This is a genomic window from Compostibacillus humi, assembly GCF_014637175.1.
GTDB classification, from domain to species: Bacteria; Bacillota; Bacilli; order Bacillales; family Amphibacillaceae; genus Oceanobacillus; species Oceanobacillus humi.
The window spans coordinates 1-18,213 of the sequence record NZ_BMEV01000026.1; the positions used below are offsets into that span (position 1 = coordinate 1).

The 18,213-nt window shown below is 41.5% G+C and carries 20 protein-coding genes; 2 read left to right on the forward strand and 18 right to left on the reverse strand.

What is annotated here, in order from left to right; all coding sequences use genetic code 11:
• From IEV18_RS08225 to IEV18_RS08265, 9 genes are all read right to left on the reverse strand, one after another.
• On the reverse strand, nucleotides 1-359 hold a 359-nt coding region (locus IEV18_RS08225), incomplete at its 3' end, for a helix-turn-helix domain-containing protein (RefSeq protein WP_188391910.1).
• 259 nt (nucleotides 360-618) lie between these two features.
• Nucleotides 619-1,437, reverse strand: a complete 819-nt coding sequence (locus IEV18_RS08230) for a PhzF family phenazine biosynthesis protein (RefSeq protein ID WP_188391911.1) — start codon at nucleotides 1,435-1,437, stop codon at nucleotides 619-621.
• An 87-nt stretch (nucleotides 1,438-1,524) separates the two neighbouring features.
• Nucleotides 1,525-2,607 (reverse strand): tartrate dehydrogenase, encoded by a 1,083-nt coding sequence (locus IEV18_RS08235; RefSeq protein ID WP_188391912.1) that lies wholly within the window; start codon nucleotides 2,605-2,607, stop codon nucleotides 1,525-1,527.
• A 9-nt stretch (nucleotides 2,608-2,616) separates the two neighbouring features.
• Nucleotides 2,617-3,756 carry an alanine racemase gene (gene alr / locus IEV18_RS08240; RefSeq protein ID WP_229733598.1) on the reverse strand — a complete coding sequence of 380 codons (1,140 nt, stop codon included), beginning with the start codon at nucleotides 3,754-3,756 and terminating at the stop codon, nucleotides 2,617-2,619.
• Between the two features lie 39 nt (nucleotides 3,757-3,795).
• Nucleotides 3,796-4,638, reverse strand: a complete 843-nt coding sequence (gene dat / locus IEV18_RS08245) for a D-amino-acid transaminase (RefSeq protein WP_188391913.1) — start codon at nucleotides 4,636-4,638, stop codon at nucleotides 3,796-3,798.
• The gene (gene eutB, locus IEV18_RS08250; RefSeq protein WP_188391914.1) at nucleotides 4,635-5,657 is read right to left on the reverse strand and encodes a hydroxyectoine utilization dehydratase EutB; all 1,023 of its coding nucleotides are present in this window, start codon (nucleotides 5,655-5,657) and stop codon (nucleotides 4,635-4,637) included. The genes dat and eutB overlap by 4 nt, the downstream gene beginning before the upstream one ends.
• The gene (locus IEV18_RS08255) at nucleotides 5,582-6,871 is read right to left on the reverse strand and encodes a M20 metallopeptidase family protein (RefSeq protein WP_373281899.1); all 1,290 of its coding nucleotides are present in this window, start codon (nucleotides 6,869-6,871) and stop codon (nucleotides 5,582-5,584) included. Before IEV18_RS08255 ends, eutB begins: the two co-directional genes overlap by 76 nt.
• Nucleotides 6,872-6,874: 3 nt before the next feature.
• Entirely contained in the window at nucleotides 6,875-7,261 is a 387-nt protein-coding gene (locus IEV18_RS08260; protein WP_188391915.1) for a RidA family protein, read from the reverse strand.
• 102 nt (nucleotides 7,262-7,363) lie between these two features.
• A complete protein-coding gene (locus IEV18_RS08265) occupies nucleotides 7,364-8,035 on the reverse strand; it encodes a GntR family transcriptional regulator (RefSeq protein ID WP_188391916.1) in 672 nt (223 codons plus the stop codon).
• 197 nt (nucleotides 8,036-8,232) lie between these two features.
• On the opposite strand from IEV18_RS08265, the gene IEV18_RS08270 reads away from it, so the two are divergent.
• The gene (locus IEV18_RS08270) at nucleotides 8,233-9,216 is read left to right on the forward strand and encodes a 2-hydroxyacid dehydrogenase (RefSeq protein ID WP_188391917.1); all 984 of its coding nucleotides are present in this window, start codon (nucleotides 8,233-8,235) and stop codon (nucleotides 9,214-9,216) included.
• Between the two features lie 63 nt (nucleotides 9,217-9,279).
• Here IEV18_RS08270 and ehuA read toward each other — a convergent pair whose 3' ends face one another.
• The 5 genes from ehuA to IEV18_RS08295 all read right to left on the reverse strand — a co-directional run bounded on the left by ehuA (nucleotide 9,280) and on the right by IEV18_RS08295 (nucleotide 13,765).
• A complete protein-coding gene (ehuA, locus tag IEV18_RS08275; RefSeq protein WP_188391918.1) occupies nucleotides 9,280-10,092 on the reverse strand; it encodes an ectoine/hydroxyectoine ABC transporter ATP-binding protein EhuA in 813 nt (270 codons plus the stop codon).
• A gap of 11 nt (nucleotides 10,093-10,103) precedes the next feature.
• Complete coding sequence (gene ehuD, locus IEV18_RS08280; RefSeq protein ID WP_188391919.1) at nucleotides 10,104-10,811, reverse strand: ectoine/hydroxyectoine ABC transporter permease subunit EhuD; 708 nt, start codon at nucleotides 10,809-10,811, stop codon at nucleotides 10,104-10,106.
• The gene (gene ehuC / locus IEV18_RS08285) at nucleotides 10,808-11,470 is read right to left on the reverse strand and encodes an ectoine/hydroxyectoine ABC transporter permease subunit EhuC (RefSeq protein WP_188391947.1); all 663 of its coding nucleotides are present in this window, start codon (nucleotides 11,468-11,470) and stop codon (nucleotides 10,808-10,810) included. Before ehuC ends, ehuD begins: the two co-directional genes overlap by 4 nt.
• 104 nt (nucleotides 11,471-11,574) lie before the next feature.
• Nucleotides 11,575-12,477, reverse strand: coding sequence for an ectoine/hydroxyectoine ABC transporter substrate-binding protein EhuB (gene ehuB, locus IEV18_RS08290; RefSeq protein WP_188391920.1), 903 nt, complete (start codon nucleotides 12,475-12,477; stop codon nucleotides 11,575-11,577).
• Between the two features lie 100 nt (nucleotides 12,478-12,577).
• Complete coding sequence (locus IEV18_RS08295) at nucleotides 12,578-13,765, reverse strand: M24 family metallopeptidase (RefSeq protein ID WP_188391921.1); 1,188 nt, start codon at nucleotides 13,763-13,765, stop codon at nucleotides 12,578-12,580.
• A 452-nt stretch (nucleotides 13,766-14,217) separates the two neighbouring features.
• On the opposite strand from IEV18_RS08295, the gene IEV18_RS08300 reads away from it, so the two are divergent.
• On the forward strand, nucleotides 14,218-15,561 hold the full coding sequence (locus IEV18_RS08300) for an aspartate aminotransferase family protein (RefSeq protein ID WP_188391922.1): 1,344 nt from the start codon (nucleotides 14,218-14,220) through the stop codon (nucleotides 15,559-15,561).
• 26 nt (nucleotides 15,562-15,587) lie between these two features.
• Here IEV18_RS08300 and IEV18_RS08305 read toward each other — a convergent pair whose 3' ends face one another.
• From IEV18_RS08305 to IEV18_RS08320, 4 genes are read right to left on the reverse strand one after another with little or no spacing between them, the layout of a single operon-like run.
• Entirely contained in the window at nucleotides 15,588-16,373 is a 786-nt protein-coding gene (locus tag IEV18_RS08305; protein WP_188391923.1) for a TatD family hydrolase, read from the reverse strand.
• A gap of 15 nt (nucleotides 16,374-16,388) precedes the next feature.
• The gene (locus IEV18_RS08310; protein WP_188391924.1) at nucleotides 16,389-17,144 is read right to left on the reverse strand and encodes an ABC transporter ATP-binding protein; all 756 of its coding nucleotides are present in this window, start codon (nucleotides 17,142-17,144) and stop codon (nucleotides 16,389-16,391) included.
• Nucleotides 17,131-17,907, reverse strand: coding sequence for an ABC transporter permease (locus IEV18_RS08315; protein ID WP_188391925.1), 777 nt, complete (start codon nucleotides 17,905-17,907; stop codon nucleotides 17,131-17,133). Before IEV18_RS08315 ends, IEV18_RS08310 begins: the two co-directional genes overlap by 14 nt.
• The gene (locus tag IEV18_RS08320; protein ID WP_188391926.1) at nucleotides 17,904-18,197 is read right to left on the reverse strand and encodes a thiamine-binding protein; all 294 of its coding nucleotides are present in this window, start codon (nucleotides 18,195-18,197) and stop codon (nucleotides 17,904-17,906) included. The genes IEV18_RS08315 and IEV18_RS08320 overlap by 4 nt, the downstream gene beginning before the upstream one ends.
• Nucleotides 18,198-18,213 lie beyond the last annotated feature (16 nt).

An 18,213-nucleotide genomic window follows, 5' to 3' on the forward strand; every position in this document is an offset into this window, starting at 1 on the left:
CCTCTTCCTTTACTAGTAGATTTTATCTTCTTCCCACTAGTATACTGATTTATCCAGTGACGTAAAACCGAATGAGATGAAATATTGAACTTTTCACAAGTCGTTCTTAAACTACCTTCTCCATTTAAATAATATTCAACAGCTTCCCTTTTCAGCTCGCTGGAATACCCCTTCCATGCCCTCGAATCCTTTAAACCATCGACCCCATCTGCTTTATACTTACGAACCCATAAGTTAATCGTCGTCCTGTCAACAGCGTATTCTTCAGCAATCCTGCTTACAGATGCGCTCCCCTCCATGACACGTAATACTACCTCTATCCTTTCATTTAAAGTATGTTTACTACTCCTTTTCGACATAGAAAAAGCCCCCCATACAGTAATAGAGAATTTTTATTATTTCTCTGTCTACTGTATTGGGAGCATATCAGTTATCGTAATGGCGTTTTTCCTCCTCTAATGACAAATGTTTGATTTTGCTCATTTCATTTATTGCTTCCCTTTTGCAGTACCTTTTTCCTCTTCCTTTTTCCATGGCGGATCATATTTTTATGTATGTTCTGATTAATTTTATACGTTATATAAGGAATAAAAAATGCTAAAAAGGTACAGAGCCATCCTAACGGGTCAGGGAGATATTTAAAGATGGAATCCCACATTTTAAATAGATTTTTCCTTCAAAATATAGAACTGCTTTCCCTGCAATGTTTACTTTTCTTCCCATATCGGTGCAATAAAGGGTCCCCCCTCTTGCGGATAATTGCTTGGCAAGCAATTCTTTTTTATTTAGTTTCTCGCACCAAAAGGGTACTAAAGTGCAATGGGCAGAACCTGTAACAGAATCTTCGGGAATGCCAATATTCGGCGCAAAAAAACGGGAGACAAAATCTGCATCTTTCCCTGCTGATGTAACAATAACGCCACGGCTGTCCACTTTCTTAAGCACCTCAAAATTCGGCATTAAGGACCGAATATCCTCTTCTGTTTCAAATACAGCTAAATAATCATCTGCTTTATATACTTCCAGCGGAATTTTTCCTAAACCTTTCGCCAGCACATCCGGACATTCCGTTTTCACCGCTTTCTTTGCGGGGAAGGTTAAAGTAAATAGGCCATTTTCTGCTGTAACGCTTAATACTCCGCTTCTCGTTTGGAACTCTATATTCCTTTGCCCGTGATTAATAAAATGATGAATAACAAATGCCGCTGCCAGCGTTGCATGGCCGCATAAATCTACTTCTTCTGCCGGTGTAAACCAGCGTAATTCATACATGCCTTCTTTTTCTGCGAAAAAAGCTGTTTCCGATAAATTATTTTCACTGGCAATTTTTTGCATTGTGGCATCATCGAGCCACGTTTTCAGCGGAACAACCGCAGCCGGGTTTCCTTTAAAAAGCTGATCTGTAAAGGCATCTACTTGATATATCGGCAATTGCAATGAAATTCCTCCTTCCGCTTCCATTATACAATGAAATGAATATTATTCTTTCGTTGTTCACCTTTCATTGAAAATATAAAAAGGAGCTTACACGTCAAGCTCCTTTGTTTGCATCAATAAATTTACAAAATAATCTCCCACTTCTTCTGTTGAAGCTTTTCCGCCTAAATCCGGCGTTAAATGTTCTTCATGATTGATAATTTCTTTGATCGTGCAAAATACCCGCTTCCCCCATTCTTCCAAACCAAAGAAATCCAGCATTTGACTTACGGACCAGATGGCTGCAAGGGGATTAGCAATTCCTTTCCCGGCTATATCCGGGGCAGAGCCATGAACCGGTTCAAACATGGAAGGATATGTTTTTTCCGGGTTAATATTCGCTCCTGTTGCCAGACCCATTCCGCCTGTAATTGCTGCACCGATATCGGTAACTATATCGCCAAACAAGTTGGACGTCACAACCACTTCAAATCGCTCTGGCTGCTCCACAAAATATAAGCTTGCTGCATCAACAAGATAGGAATAAGTGTTTACATCAGGAAATTCCCTTCCTACTTCTTCGAATACTTGATCCCAGAATACCATGGAATAATTGAGAGCGTTTCCTTTACTGATGCTCGTTAACGTTCTATTTGTCCGCCGTGCTTCCTCATAAGCATAGCGTATAATTCTTTCCGTCCCCTTCCTGGAAAAAACTCCGGTTTGCAGTACGACTTCTTCCGGCTTTCCTTTAAATAGCCATTCGCCGGCCCCAGCATATTCCCCTTCGCTATTTTCCCGAATGACGAGCATATCAATGTCTTTTTCTGTTTTATTTTTTAGCGGGGTAAGTTTTCGATGCAATAAGGTGACAGGCCGCAAATTGACATACTGATCAAACCCCCGGCGGATTTTTATCAGTAATTCGCGTAATGAAATATGGTCTGGAACTCCCGGGTATCCAACCGCCCCTAAATAGATAGCATCAAATTGTTTCAGCTGTTCCATTCCATCTTCATCCATCATCTTCCCGTGCTGCAAATAGTATTCGCATCCCCACGGAAACTCCTCGAAGGTAAAGGATACGCTGTCATCCATTTTTTCAATGGCTTTAAATACTTTTACCCCTTGAGCGACAACTTCCGGTCCAATTCCGTCTCCTGGAATTAGTGCAATATGAAAGGTTTTCATCTTCTCCTCCTAATTAAGTATGTATTTTCTTGGTATACGCTGCATAAGGCTTGCTAATACTTCATCTACATTGGAACCTATACTGTTCGCCAATTCTCTTGCAGTTATCCTTTCTTTTCCTTGTGAACCGATTAAGATGACCTCATCGCCTTCTTTCGCTCCGATGATGTCGGTTATATTGACAAAGGTTTGATCTAAGGCAATCGTTCCGATAATCGGTGCCCTTTTCCCATGAATCAAAACCTCTCCCCGATTGGACAAGCTTCTCTTAAATCCGTCTCCATGGCCAATCGGCAAAATTCCGATTTTTTCATTTTTGGCAGATACATATTTTCCCCCGTAACCGACCGGACTTCCTGGTGGGATATTTCTTATAAGCGTTAATTTGGTTTTTAAGGTCAGCACCGGCTGCAAAGGGAAAATCCTTTCTTGCCTTTCGTCCGGAGTGTATCCGAATAAGGCAATTCCCGGCCGGACCATATCCAAATACATATCCGGTCTTTCCAGCGTAATCGTTGATGCTCCTGCATGTTTAAGGGGAAAGAAAAAACCGTTTGTTTCCAGGTTGTTTACAGTATCAATAAACAAATTGAATTGGTCCTCTGTTCTTTTCCAGTCACCTTCATCGGCATGAGAAAAATGGGTATAGATCCCTTCCCATTCGATATGCGGCAAATGATAGTAAGCTTGAAAAAAAGATAATGCATCTTTTGGTTCTATCCCGAATCGGTTTAACCCAGTATTTAACTTCGCATGTACAATAACTTTCTTCCTTTGATTTCTTGCAGCATCATCGAGGGCAATGACAAACGATGCTGTGCTTACGGAAGGAATGAAATCATATTTTACGATTAAATCTGCTTGTTCTATCGGTACGGAACTTAAAATATGAATCGGTAATGTTATGCCTTGCTGGCGAAGATGAATTCCTTCTTGCACCGTTGTCACACCAAGCCGGTCTGCCCCAGCTTTTACTGCTTCCATTGCCATTTTTCCGGTTCCATGGCCATAGGCATTTGTTTTGATAACCGCAAGCAGCCGGCATTTCCCGATTTGGGATTTGATCTTTCGCACATTTTCCCGAAAGGAAGGGAGGTGGATTTCGGCAACAGTTGGATTATCTGTAACGATTCCTCTATTCACTATCACAATCCCCACCTCCATAAATAAATTTGCTCTCAAACTAAACTAGTTTTCAACAAGATGATGAATGGATGCCCGGAAATCCTGGAGTAAGGTTTCTGCAACTTTACCTCGTTTCCCATTGCCTATTATTCGTTCATTCACTTGAATGATTGGAATAATATCTAACTTTGTTGCGGTAATGAACACTTCATCGGCCTGGAATAAATCATCCACTGTAAAAGTTTCTTCATGAACGGCAATTTTGTTTTTCCTGCAAATTTCCAAAACTTTTTGCCTTGTTATGCCATTTAAAATATAATTGTTTGCCGGATGGGTATAAACGGTTCCGTCCTTTACGATAAATACATTGGAGGCGCTGCCTTCGGTAACAATATTTCCGCGGTGCATAATTGCTTCAACCGCTCCATTCTCTATCGCCTTTTGTTTTGCAAGCACATTTGGCAATAAATTCAACGTTTTAATATCACAGCGGAGCCAGCGAATATCTTCCGTTAAAACCGCCTTTGCTCCCGACTCCTCTAATTCCGTCATAACTTCTTCTTCTTTTGTATAAGCAACGAGATTTGGTCTTGTATTCTCAGGAAATTGGTGCCACCTCTCTGCTGTGCCTCTTGTAACTTGCAAGTAAATAACCCCTTCATTTAATTCATTGACCTTTACTAATTCATTTAATTTTGCCTTTAAATTTTCTAAAGTATATGGCAGGGAAATTCGCAATTCCGATGCGCTGCGCTGGAGTCTTTGCAAATGTTCATCCAATAAAAAGGTTCTTCCTTCATAAACACCGATTACTTCATAAATTCCATCACCAAACTGATAACCCCGATCCTCGATGTCAACGATATTCGTTCTCTCAATCATCGAGTCATTTAATAACATTTTCATCCTAAGCTTCCCCCTTGAAACTGCGAAGGTTCATTATTCCCCGAAGCAATTGCATACTCCTTTTTTAAGTTATAAACTGTCTGCGGATCAACACTGGCCCCGCTAATAATAATGACAATATTTTCCCCTAATTCAGAAAACCTTTCAGACAATAAGGCGCCAATCCCGCCGGCAGCCGCTCCTTCAATAATCATTCGGTGATGGTCCAGCATAAACAGCATCCCGGCGGCAAATTCATTTTCTTTTAACAGAATAATGTCATCCACATACCGCTGTACAAGTTGAAAAGTATATTGGTTGTTCATGCCAATTCCGCCGAGCAAGCTGTCTGCTAGGGTATCCTGTTCCTCTACGGTAACGATTTTTTGTGCTTGGATGCTTTCATACATTGCCGCACCCTTTTCCGTCGATAATCCGTATACTTTTATGTCTGGATTCGTCTGCTTAAATACAACCCCAAGTCCTGATGCAAGCCCTCCCCCCGATAAACCAGTCAACACGGTATCGGTTTCCGGCAGCTGTTCTAAAATTTCTAAGGCGATTGTCCCTTGCCCGGCAATGACATCCGCATCATCAAAAGGATGAATGACGGCTAAACCTTCTTCCTCCTGTAATTGATAGCTGCGCTTTTCGGCATCGTCTTGCGACATCCCGACGATCTCTACCGTTGCTCCTAAACGCGTTAATGCATCGACTTTTGCCTGCGGGACCCGATTGGAAATACAAATAACTGCTTTTATACCTAATCGTTTGGCGACATAGGCAACACTCCTGCCAAAATTTCCGGTAGAAAAAGTGGTGATTCCCCTATTCTTTTCCTCCTCAGTTAAACTTAAAATTTTATTCGCCGCACCTCTAATTTTGAAAGAGTTTGTCGTATTTAAATTTTCCAGCTTTAAATAAACGTTTCTCCTTGCAGCTTCTGATAATTCCTCCGAATAGATTAGCGGTGTCTTCCTAGCGATGGAATCAATCCGTTTTCGTGCTTTCCAAACTTGTTGGACTGTGATGCTGCGCAACCAACTCCCCCCCTATTTTCCGCATTTTTCCGTGTTAAAAAGCGAATCGCCGTCTCAGCAAAGATTGCTGCCCCGAGGGGTAGCACCCGTTCATCAATATTAAAGTGAGGCGTATGCAAATTTCGCACCTTATCGTCCATTAGGGAACACCCAAGGAAAAACATTGCCCCAGGCTTCTTTCTCGTCATATGGGCAAAATCTTCACCGCCCAGACCAAAAGGTTTATCGGTTATGTCAATGTCGGGCTGGAGCGAATGAATAACCTCTTTTAACAAACGGTTTATTTCCGGATCGTTGTATAAGGCTGGATCTTCCTGGATAAATTGAAGATCATATTCTCCTCCGAAGTTTTTTACGATTGAAAAAGCGTTCTCCACTTCCGAAAACAATTTTTTCCTTACTTCCGGCTTAAAGCTTCTGATTGTCCCTTCAATGTTGACTGAAGATGGGATGACATTGCTTGTAGCGCCTGACTGAATTTTCCCGACACTGACTACACCAGCATCTAACGGTGAAAGACGTCTTCCTGTTAAACTGTAAATATGCTGCAGCACTAGGCTGAGCATATAAATCGGATCGGTCCCTAAATGCGGATACGCACCATGGCCGCCGGACGCTTTAATTTCTCCGCGGAATACGTCGACGTTGGACATGGAATACCCGTCATGAATCCATACTTCTCCATAGGGACTTTCCGGATTCATGTGCAGTGCAATTACTCCGTCGCTATCATCTAAGACACCGGCGCGAACCATATAAGCCGCACCGCTTAAACCGTGTTCATCCACGTGTTCTTCCGCTGGCTGAAAAAGAAATTTAACCGTTCCCTGGATTTGGTTTTGCTCAAAATATTCACTTAAAAGATGAACAGCTCCAAGCAAAATTGCGGTATGGGCATCATGGCCACAGGCGTGCATGACACCCGGAACTATTGATTTATAATCTACTTCATTTTCTTCTTGGATTGGCAGCGCATCCATATCTGCCCGGATGGCAAATACAGGACCGTTACCTGCATGGATAGAAGCAACGATTGCCGTTGGATATCCGACACCTTTTTCCACTTTCACATTTTTATAGTTTCGCAAAATACTTTCGACATATTTCGCCGTCTCCGCTTCCTGAAAACTCAGTTCAGGATGCATATGCAAATGCCGGCGCCATTCTTTCAACTTTTCTTGAATCGTTAATGCCTTTGCAAGCAATCCTTCCACCTCCTAGGATGGAATATAAGCGATGGCACTAATTTCTACATCCGTCTCCATGAGCTGGCTGCCAACAGTAATCCTGGCCGGTTTGGCATCGACATCCCGGAAATACTCTGCATAAGCGGAATTAAATGCCTTCACGTTTTCTTCGCTTAAATCCGCAAGATGTGCCGTAACATAAACGATATTTTCCAATGTAGCCCCTGCAGCTTTTAATATATTTTCGATATTTTTCAGACATGCTTCCGTCTGTTCCTCCAATGTTTCTCCGGCGATTTCCCCATTCGGATGAACCCCATCCTGCCCTGAGACAAAGACAAACGGTCCCATTTTAATCCCTTGGGAATATGGACCCGTAGCCTCCGGTGCCAGATTCGTAACAATTTTTTCTTTCATCACAAATTCTCCTTTCGTAATATTTAAATTATATAGATTTTGAGATTGCTAACATGTGATGATGTCTGACTCCGGTGTTAACTTGACGGAAAACCAGCAAATTTACTGGAATTCCTCGTCATCGGGCAAATGCAATACCCTTTCTTCCACATATTCAATATGATTTTCCAGCTGTTTTTTCACAAGCTCCCGATCTTTTTGCAGTAAAATGTCATAGAGATCCTTATGTTCCCTATAATAAGACGTCGGACTGGAATAATACTGATCCAAATGGGCCATATATACCCGAACTTGGGTTTGAATCGATTCATATATTTTTATAATTCGCGAATTGCCGCATAATTGAATTACGTATTGATGGAAAGACATATCTAATTCAACTAACGTGTTCCAGTCATTATCTTTCGCTGCTTGTTCCATCTGAAAAAGAATATGCTGCAAATCTTCATAATGATTTTTTTGCAAATGATCCAAAGCATTGAGGAAAGCTTTTACTTCGATTAACTTTCGCACTTCCGTCAGCTCTTTTAAATCTTTATTCGTAAACTTGGCGACGAATGTCCCTTTTCGCGCTTTGCTAATGACGAGCTCTTCCTGTTCCAGTATTCTTAAAGCTTCCCGTATCGTACTTCGGCTCACATCAAACCGAACGGCTAAATCCGTTTCAATCAGGCGGCTGCCAAATTTTATTTTCCTTTGATAAATATCTTCTTTTAACTTATCGGCAATTAGCTCTCCCAACGGTTTTATTAATAATTGATCATTATCGTTCAACTTGTGACACTCCTTTACTATAGTTAGTTGTCGACAATCGACAACTAACTTATCCTTATTTTAATTAATGTTATTTTAATTGTCAATAACTAATGAATTATCTAAAATTTATAATTTTTCTTGACTTCCTTTTTATTAATCGTTATGTTTAATGTAAAACAGTCGACTGCCGACAATATCTTTAGAATGGAGGAGAAATGATGAAAAAAATACTTGTCTACCAGCGGTTGGAAAGACCGGTTTTGCAAGAGCTGCAGATAAAATATGATGTGCGTTTTTTTAATGACCCGAACCCGTTATCCAATCGGGAATTCGTCAGCTTCCTGCAAGAAGCCGATGGAATTATCGGGCTCGAATTAGAAGTAAATAAAACATTGCTCGATCATGCGCCGAATTTAAAAGTAGTCAGCAACGTATCTGTCGGCTATAACAATCTTGACATTGAAGAGCTGACAAAACGCAACATTATGGCAACCAACACCCCGGGAGTATTGACCGATACTGTCGCCGACATGGCGATGGGATTGATGCTTGCTGTGGCGCGGCGAATACCCGAATTGGATCAATTTGTAAAAAGCCGGCAATGGACCCAGTCGTTAACGGAAGAGCAATACGGAACCGATGTTCACCATAAAGTGTTAGGCATAATCGGTATGGGCAGAATCGGTCAGGCAATCGCCCAACGCGCACGGTTTGGATTTGATATGGAAATCCTTTACCATAGCAGGACGCCAAAACCGGAAGCAGAAGCAAAATATGATGCAACCTATTGTACGTTAGACGAGCTCTTGCAGCAGTCTGATTTTGTTTGTTTAATCACCCCATTAACGAAAGAAACGGAAGGAATGATTGGAAAAAGAGAATTCCAATTAATGAAGCCTTCGGCAATTTTTATCAATGCGTCCCGCGGGAAAACCGTTGTCGAATCTGATTTGATTGCCGCATTAAAGGAAGGACAAATTAAAGCCGCCGGACTCGATGTATTTACAAAGGAACCTATTGAGCCAGACAACGAGTTATTGGACTTGCCTAATGTCGTCACCTTGCCACATATCGGTTCTTCCACTTACGAAACCGAGCTTGCCATGTCCCGGCTTGCTGCGGAAAACTTAGAAGCTGCACTAAATGGTCAGCGACCGAAAAACTTAATTAATCCTTCCGTGTGGGAAACGGCAAAATAAAAGGATACTGGTTGCATAATAAATAATGGCAGTTTATGAACTGCCATTATTTATTTTGGCTTCTTAACCTCTGAAGCGGCGCAAGAATGATTGTAAACGTTCGTTTTTTGAGTTTTGCAAAACTTCCTCCGGTGTTCCTTCTTCAGCAATAACTCCTTTATCTAAAAATAACACTCGGTCAGCTACGTCTTTTGCAAAGTCCATTTCATGGGTAACGAGTACCATCGCTGTTTTCCCTGTATTGGCAATATCACGAATCACTTCCAGCACTTCCCCGACAAGTTCCGGGTCAAGGGCAGAAGTAACTTCATCAAAAAGCATAATTTTCGGCTGCATCACTAACGCTCTGGCCATCGCTACCCGCTGCTTCTGTCCGCCGGATAATTGACTAGGGTAATTATGCAATTTATCCTTAAGGCCAACCCTTTCCAGCATTTCAATGGCCCTTTCTCTAGCTTTCTCTTTACTTTCCTTTTTGACATGAATTGGGGCGACAGTACAGTTTTCCAAAATCGTCATATGCGGGAATAAATTAAAATGCTGAAAAACCATGCCGATCTCCCCGCGGACATTTCTTAAATGATGTTCATTTGCCCGAACAAGCTTCCCGTTTTTCTCCATTTTCCATAAATTTTTCCCGTTAACGATGATGTCTCCTGAAGTTGGCTCTTCCAATGTCATTAATAGACGGATAATTGTTGTTTTACCAGATCCACTCGGGCCAATTAATGCCAGCTTTTCCGCTGGTTTAATCTCCAAATTGATCCCTTTCAATACTTCTATATCTCCAAACGATTTGTGAACATCTTTATAGACGACGATCGGATCTTCCTTTTCCTCTATTTCCGAAGTTTTCTTCACTGCGACTTCTTCCATTTTTCAACCTCCTACGCATTTTTCACTTCTTCTTTTACAAAGGCCATCTCTTTATCGAAACGACGATTCATCCTTTTTTCAAGCTTGTTGATTAAAATGGCAGACGGATAGCTCAGCAAAAGGAAAATAATGCCGACAATCGTTAAAGGTTCTAAATAAGCCCAATTCCTGGCCCCATAAGTATTTGCCATTAGCAATATTCCCGCAACCCCAATCGTTGAAGCTAACGGCACTTCCTTAAACATAATAATTAAATAGTTTCCTAACATCGGAATTGTCGGAGGGATTGCTTGAGGCAAAATAATTTTTCTCCATTTGTCGACAGTAGAAAAGTTAAGTGCTTTTGCTGCCTCCCACTGACCCTTCTCTACACTTTCAATTCCGGAACGGTAGATTTCACCAATGTACGTACTAAAATGGATTCCTAAACCTAAAATTGCACTTGTAAAAGGGCTTAAAGCGACACCAATTCCCGGAATCATCGGCCATGCATAATAGATGAAAAATAATTGCACAAGCGGCGGGGTGGAACGAATAAATTCCATTACCCAAGTCACAGTCCAATTAATAGTTCGAATTGGTATTCTTCTTAAAAATGTCCAAAAAAACCCAAATACTAATGCAAAAAGGTAGCAGGCGAAAGTTAATCCTACGGTAACACCGAGACCTGGAAGGATAAACGGCAAAGCATCGAAGAAAGTTTCCCAATTCCATTTCATCCGCTAGCCACCCCTTTCTTAGAAATGCTTTCCGCTTTTCTCGTTAACCATATTAAAGGTAGAGCAAGAAGGAAATAGAAAATCAGTACCAAAAAGTAGACAATAGGGGCTTGAGACAAATTGGAACTTCGTATAATATCTCCGTAATATAAAATATCGGTCATTCCAATCAGCGAAACTAATGAAGTTGCTTTCAGCATTTGAATCGTATAATTGCCAAATTCCGGCAGCATCATGCGGACTGCTTGCGGCAAGATGATAAGTCTCATCCGTTGAAATTTAGACATATTAAGTGCAATGGCAGCTTCTGTTTGTCCTTTTGAAATAGCTAAAATGGACCCGCGTACTACTTCCGACATGTATGCTCCATAATTAAGTGCGATGGCAATAACGCCTGTCCACCAATTGCTTCCAAGTTGAATCCCGAATAACATAGGAATCGCATAATATAGCCAAAACAGCTGAACAATTAAGGAAGTACCCCGGAATACTTCAACATATACCGCTGTTACATGCCGAATAATCGGATTTTCTGAAATCCGACATAACCCTGCAATAAATGCAAACAGATAAGAAAAAATGGCAGATGCGATTAGTACTGTAATCGTTATATTGAAACCCCGCATTAATTGGGGGAATATTTCTGCAATCGCACTAATTTTAATCACTCCTTTTTATTGAAAAAGGGTCAGGCTCCTGGGTGGAACCGGACCCATTTCTATTTGCAAGTATACGGTTTAAAGATGCAGGTGACCCGTAAACATCATAATTCCCCATTACATAGCTGTTCTGTCGTTACCTCGCCAATTTCCACCATATTTCGTTCAGCACTAAAACTATTTTTCTCCAACAGTTCTGCCACTGTACCATCTTCTTTTAACTTTTCCAACACTTCGTTATAAGCGTCTCTTAAATCTTCATGTTCCAAATTGAATGCCGCAGCGCCATAACTAGGTACCCCTTCTACATCCGGCTGCTCAAAAGTTTCCACAAATTCCAAATCATCGGTTCCAAGGGATTCCAGCGCCATTTTTACAGTCATTTCTGTACCTGTTGTAGCGTCGGCACGGCCAGACTGAACCGCAGAGAACGTTGCAGGAATATCAGGGGCAGTTACAATCTGATCAGGACTTACTCCTTCTTCTTCTAAAAACCCAATTTCTGTCGTACCTTCCATTACAACTACCGTAACATCCGGATTGGCGGCTATATCTTTATAGCTTTCCAATCCCAATGGGTTTCCTGCTGGCACAATTAAGCCTTCCCCGTACTTCATTTCCGGCTCTGCAAATAGTGCATTTTCGCATCGTTCTGGCAAAATTGCCATTCCCGCAGTAATGACATCAAATTGACCTGCTTGAACGCCTGGGATTAATTGGCTAAAATCTGCTAACTTCGATTCCACCTTTTCAATTCCCAATTCTTTAAATACTGCAATGGCAATATCAACAGCCGCACCTTTAATCTCGCCATTTTCTTCGTAGGCATAAGGTTTTTCATTGGCAAAGCCAATTGTAACTGAACCTTTCTCCTGCAGTTCTGCCAGCTTGCCGCCGCCTTCACTGCTTTCTCCTCCATTACTGCTTCCCTCATCATCACTGCCGGAACCGCATGCTGCTAAGAGAATTGCAAATCCCACTACCAACAATACGAAAATTTTTTTCAATAATATTTTCCCTCCCTTTATTCCTTGTGTCACCCCTTGCTGTTTATCATCTTTATAAAAATTGAAAGCTTACCACGGCCTTTGTGCGCTGGAGCTATTTCTAAGCTAATCGGATATTCGGTTTAACAAGCAGCTCCCGCGGAAATTCAGCTAAAATTTCACATCCCGATTCCGTAACGACAAAAGATTCACTGATTTCTACCCCCATATTGTCAAGCCAAATTCCTGGAATCATATGAAATGTCATATTTGGCTGCAGTACTGTCTTATCTCCTGGTCTGAGGCTCGCAGTATGCTCTCCCCAATCCGGCGGGTAATTCAGCCCCATGGAATAGCCGATGCGATGTTCTTTTTTAATGCCGCTTTTCTCGATAACTTTTCTCCAGGTTAATTCCACCTCTTCACAAGTTATCCCCGGTTTTATTGACTGTAAAGTAGTATTGATTCCTTCTATTACGACATCCGCAATGTATTGGGTTTTCTCATCAGGGATACCTAAAATAATCGTTCTTGCAAGCGGAGAATGATATCGTTGATAGCAGCCGGCAAGCTCAATAATGACCGGATCTCCTTGTTTGAATGTATCGTCGGTCCATGTCAGATGACAGGCTGAAGTTTTTTCTCCAGTCGGAAGCAGCGGAACAATTGCCGGATAATCTCCGCCAAAGTCGTCCGTCCCAGCGATTTGCGTGTGGGCGATTGCTGCAACGGCATCTGACTGTTTTACCCCGACTTCAATATTGTCAAAGGCAGCTTGCATCGCTTTTTCGGCAATTTTTCCTGCCTTTTTAATAAATTCAATTTCTTTATCCGATTTAATAATCCTTATCCAATTCACTAAATTAGTCGCATCTTTAAATGTTGCATTCGGCAGATTTTTTGTCAGTTGAATATAGTTTTTAGCAGAAAAATAATAAGCATCGAATTCTGCTCCAATTGTTGCTTTATCCCTTTTCTTCGCTTTGATAAAATCACTTACATAATCCATCGGATGTTTGACTTCCGATTGAACATAGTCATCGGAATAAGCATATAAATGTTCTTGGTCCAGCCATGTTGTATGCAATGCCGCATTTCGGTCCTGGCCGCGGCCAATCCAGTAAGGCTGGTCTTCATCAATAAAAATTATTAACAGCTGATGTACGTAAAAGCTCCATGCGTCATAGCCGCTCAAATAATTCATGTTTGCAGGATCAGTTACTAACAGTACATCTATTCCTTCCTGGGCCATGCGCTCCTTTGTCTTAATCAACCTCTCCATGTACTCCGAATTGGGAAAAACCGCCATTTGGACCCTCCCTTTCTTTTTTACAATCAAAATTTTAAAGATGATTTCTGAACAAATGCTATGTCTCTTGCCGAATGATTTTATGTATGGTTTACTAGTATATTAATTGATGAAGGGTTTTGATAACGTTTACATGACTTTTAGGCATCCCTCCCGTCAAAATTTATTTTTACAACTTGTCTTGCTGTCGATTGTCGGCATTTATTTAATAAAATAATAATTCAGAATATATTTAATGTCAATTGTTTTTTGTATCTTTTTAATTATATTTAAGCAAAAAATGGGATTACTTTAAACTCACAAGGACAATGAACTAAATTCTATCACCATTTTGTTACATTATTTTTCTGTTTATTTATAATATATTGACTTATCGTTATTTTTCATGTTTAATAAGTATAACTTGATATTGTCGACAAACGACATTAATTATTTGGAAGGGAGATAGTAAATTGACGACAAATGTAACGTCTTCTTTGAAAGAAAAGGATGAAAAATACGTTTGGCATGCGATGAGAAAGTATAATCCGGATGCAACGATGATTACGGAGAAAGCGGATGGGGTGTGGATTACGGACATTGACGGGAAAAAATATATTGATGGGCAGGCAGGTTTATGGTGTGTAAATGCAGGGTACGGACGGAAGGAATTGGCGGAAATCGCCTACAAACAGCTGATGGAAATGCCGTATTATCCATTAAGCCATAGCCATATTCCCGCCATCGAGTTAAGTGAAAAGCTGAATGAATGGCTTGGCGGAGATTACGTTATTTTTTATTCCAACAGCGGATCGGAAGCAAATGAAACAGCCTTTAAAATCGCCAGACAGTACTATCAGCAAATTGGCGAGCCAAATCGCTACAAAATTATTTCCCGCTACCGGGCTTATCATGGCAGCACGATAGCAACGATGGCGGCAGGAGGACAAAATCAGCGCTCCTACAAATATGAACCGTTGGCAACCGGCTTTTTGCACGTTTCGCCTCCAGACTGTTACCGCAGCCCTTTTCCTGATGATGGTACGTGTTGCGAGGAAGCGGCAGCAGAATTTGACCGCCTCATCAATTGGGAAATTCCGGAAACGGTTGCTGCGGTCATTATGGAACCGATTATTACCGGCGGCGGTATTTTAGTGCCCCATGACAACTATATGAAAAAAGTTCAGGAAATTTGTCAAAAGCATGGAGTTTTATTGATTTCCGACGAAGTAATCAACGGTTTTGGCCGGACCGGGAAACCTTTTGGCTTTATGAATTACGATGTACAGCCGGATATTATTACGATGGCGAAGGGAATTACGAGCGGCTATCTGCCATTATCCGCAACCGCTGTAAAACGGGAAATCTACGAAGCCTTTAAATCTGAGGAAACATACGGCCATTTCCGGCATGTTAACACCTTTGGCGGAAATCCTGCTGCCTGTGCCTTGGCAATTCGCAATTTGGAAATTATGGAAGAAGAAAAATTAATTGATAACTCACGGAACTTGGGAGAATGGCTATTCGAGGAGCTGAAGCAGCTGCTCGCCCATCCGAATGTCGGGGATGTGCGCGGAAAAGGATTGCTTGCAGGCATTGAATTTGTGAAGGATAAAGAATCGAAAGAACCGTTGGAAGAAGGAAAAGTGGCGCAAATCGTCGCAGACTGCAAAGAAAACGGTGTAATCGTCGGAAAAACGAGTGACACGGTTAACGGCTATAACAACATAATTACACTCTCCCCGCCGCTTTCGATCAGTAAGGACGAATTGCAGATGGTTGTCGAAACAATCAAAAATGCAGTTGCAAAATTATAAATAAAAGGGACCGGCTATTCCGGTCCCTATTTCAGTTTAAGTTTAAAAAACGTCAACGTGTTTTCGTATATTTCATGATAAACTTGCTGCAATTCCATCTTCTTTATTAAAGCAATCATCTTCAATGATTCATGAATCATTTTCGGCTCGGTCAATTTTCCCTCAAAAAGTCCTGCAAAAGGCCATGGACCATCGGTTTCAACCATGATTTGCTCCAGCGGATAGCGGGCAGCTAAAGCTTGAATTTCCTTTTCATAGACGATATCCGGCGTAAAGGAAATATAGTAGCCGTTTTCCAGCATTCGCTCTACCGTTTTTTCGTCCCCTTTAAACCAATGAAAATGGGCTTTTCGTACGGAATGTTTTTCCAGAAGGTCACAGACGATCGATGTATCTTCATAAACAGCATGAAGAATAATCGGTTTATCGTACCGTTTTGCCAGCAAAATAAATTGCTCCAATAATTCGATATACTTCTCCAGCTTTATCTGTTTATTATCCCGGCGCATATAATACGGCAAACCAACTTCCCCTATGGCCACCATCTCTTTTTCGTGCTCCGCAATCCAATCGAAAAATGCAGCCAATTCCGTTTCATCCGGCAAAGATTGCTCTGGATGATAGCCAAATGCAGGGTAAATCCCGCTGTAAGTTTTTGCCAGCAGCAAATTTTTCTCAGCCGACGGTAAATCTTGGGAAACGGTAATCAGCCCTTTAATGTTCCATCGGTCCATCGACTGTACGATCATCTGCTGCTCGTTTTCTTTATAATGATCGAAATGAATATGGGCATCGATAATATTCCTCTGCAAGTTATTTCCCCTTTTCTATTTAGACAATTGTTCACTCTCATCTCCGCTTAAACTTTGGTAAATTTTCCTCTTCCAATGCAAAAATTCATCTGTCAGCAATATTTTTCTGTCCCGCGGCCGCGGAAATGGAAGGGAAAATTCCTGCTTTATCGTTGTCGGACTTGAGGAAAAGACGATAATCCGATCAGATAAAAATAAAGCTTCCTCAATATTGTGAGTAACAAACAATATAGATTTTTTATGTTCTTCCCAAATGGAGAGAAGCCATTGCTGCATATCGAGACGGGTAAATTCATCAAGGGCTGAAAATGGTTCGTCCAGCAAAATAAGCGACTGGGGACTCATCATGCTTCGGATAAAAGAAACCCTCTGTTTCATACCGCCGGATAATTCGTGGGGATAGGCTTCTTCAAACCCTTCCAGTCCAGCCCTTTTGATCATTTTCCTCGCCTTTTCCAAGTCTTTCTTTCCCGCAATTTCCTGACCTAATACGACATTTTCTAATACTGTCCGCCAAGGAAGAAGCGAAGCAGATTGGGGCGTGTAACTAATGTGCCCCCGCTTGCCGTTAATGTTTTTACCATTTAAATAAATTGTGCCGGAACTCGGTTTCGTAATACCGCCGATCATTTGAAAAAGGGTGCTCTTCCCGCTTCCAGACGGGCCAAGAATTGAGACAAACTCCCCGTCACGGACAGTAAAAGAAATATCTTTTAACACTTTTTTCGTTCCGTAAAATTTTGCAAGGTTATGAATTTCAAGCTGATTCATAGGCATTTCCTTCTTCCCCAGGTTTCCAGCGGATGATGCGTTTTTCCAAAAACAAAATGAACAAAAAGAACAGCAAACTTAATATAATAATGACCATAATGGCGACAAAAACCCGGTCCGTTCGGAAGGAGGAGGAAGCAAGGGTCATATACACGCCAATTCCTTTGCTGGCACCAAGCCATTCGGATATAACCGCCCCCATGACGCTATACGTGGCGGAAATTTTAAGTCCGGAAAACAGCGAAGGCAAGGCGTACGGCCACTCCAATTTCCAAAAAATTTGCCTTTTTGTTGCCCCGGCCATTTGCATGTAATGCAATAAATCCCGGTCCGTCTGCCGGAAACCGTCCAACAGGGAAACGGTAATAGGGAAAAAGCAAACAAGGGTAATGACGATAATTTTCGGCAACATGCCAAAACCGAACCAAATGACAAGCAATGGGGCAAGGACAATAATCGGTATGTTTTGCGAAATAATCAATATCGGATAAAAGGCTTGCCGCAAAAAAGGGACAAGGTGGAGGCAGACGGCGATGAAAATGCCGACACTGCTCCCGATAAGAAAGCCAATAATAATTAGCTTTATCGTCGCCAATAGGTGACCATTATAATTGGACCAGCCAGAAACCATTTCCTGGACTATTTCTGTCGGTGCCGGTAAAAGCCAGCCTGGAATGTTACACAGACGGCAGCTTATTTCCCAAGCAATGATAAGAAGGATGAGGACCAGAATTGGTCTCCATCCTTTCAACACAACATTCATGGACGATACTTCTCCGTTAATTGCTCCATGCTGGCACCGTCCGGCTTATAGAAGATTTTTACTTGCGAAATGACACTAGGGCAGCCCTTCTCCACCATTTTTTCATTCATTTTTTCTATAATTTGAAGCAGTTCGGACAAATCCCCTTCCATCGTCGTTTCCAGTGGATGTACTTCAAATTTTACCCCGGACGCTTCAATGACAGAAATGGCTTCATCGACAAAGGGAATCGTATCCTCGCCATGTCGTGTTTTTGGAATGATTTGTACACTGACTAAAGCATTGGCCATATTCAAGTTCCTCCTC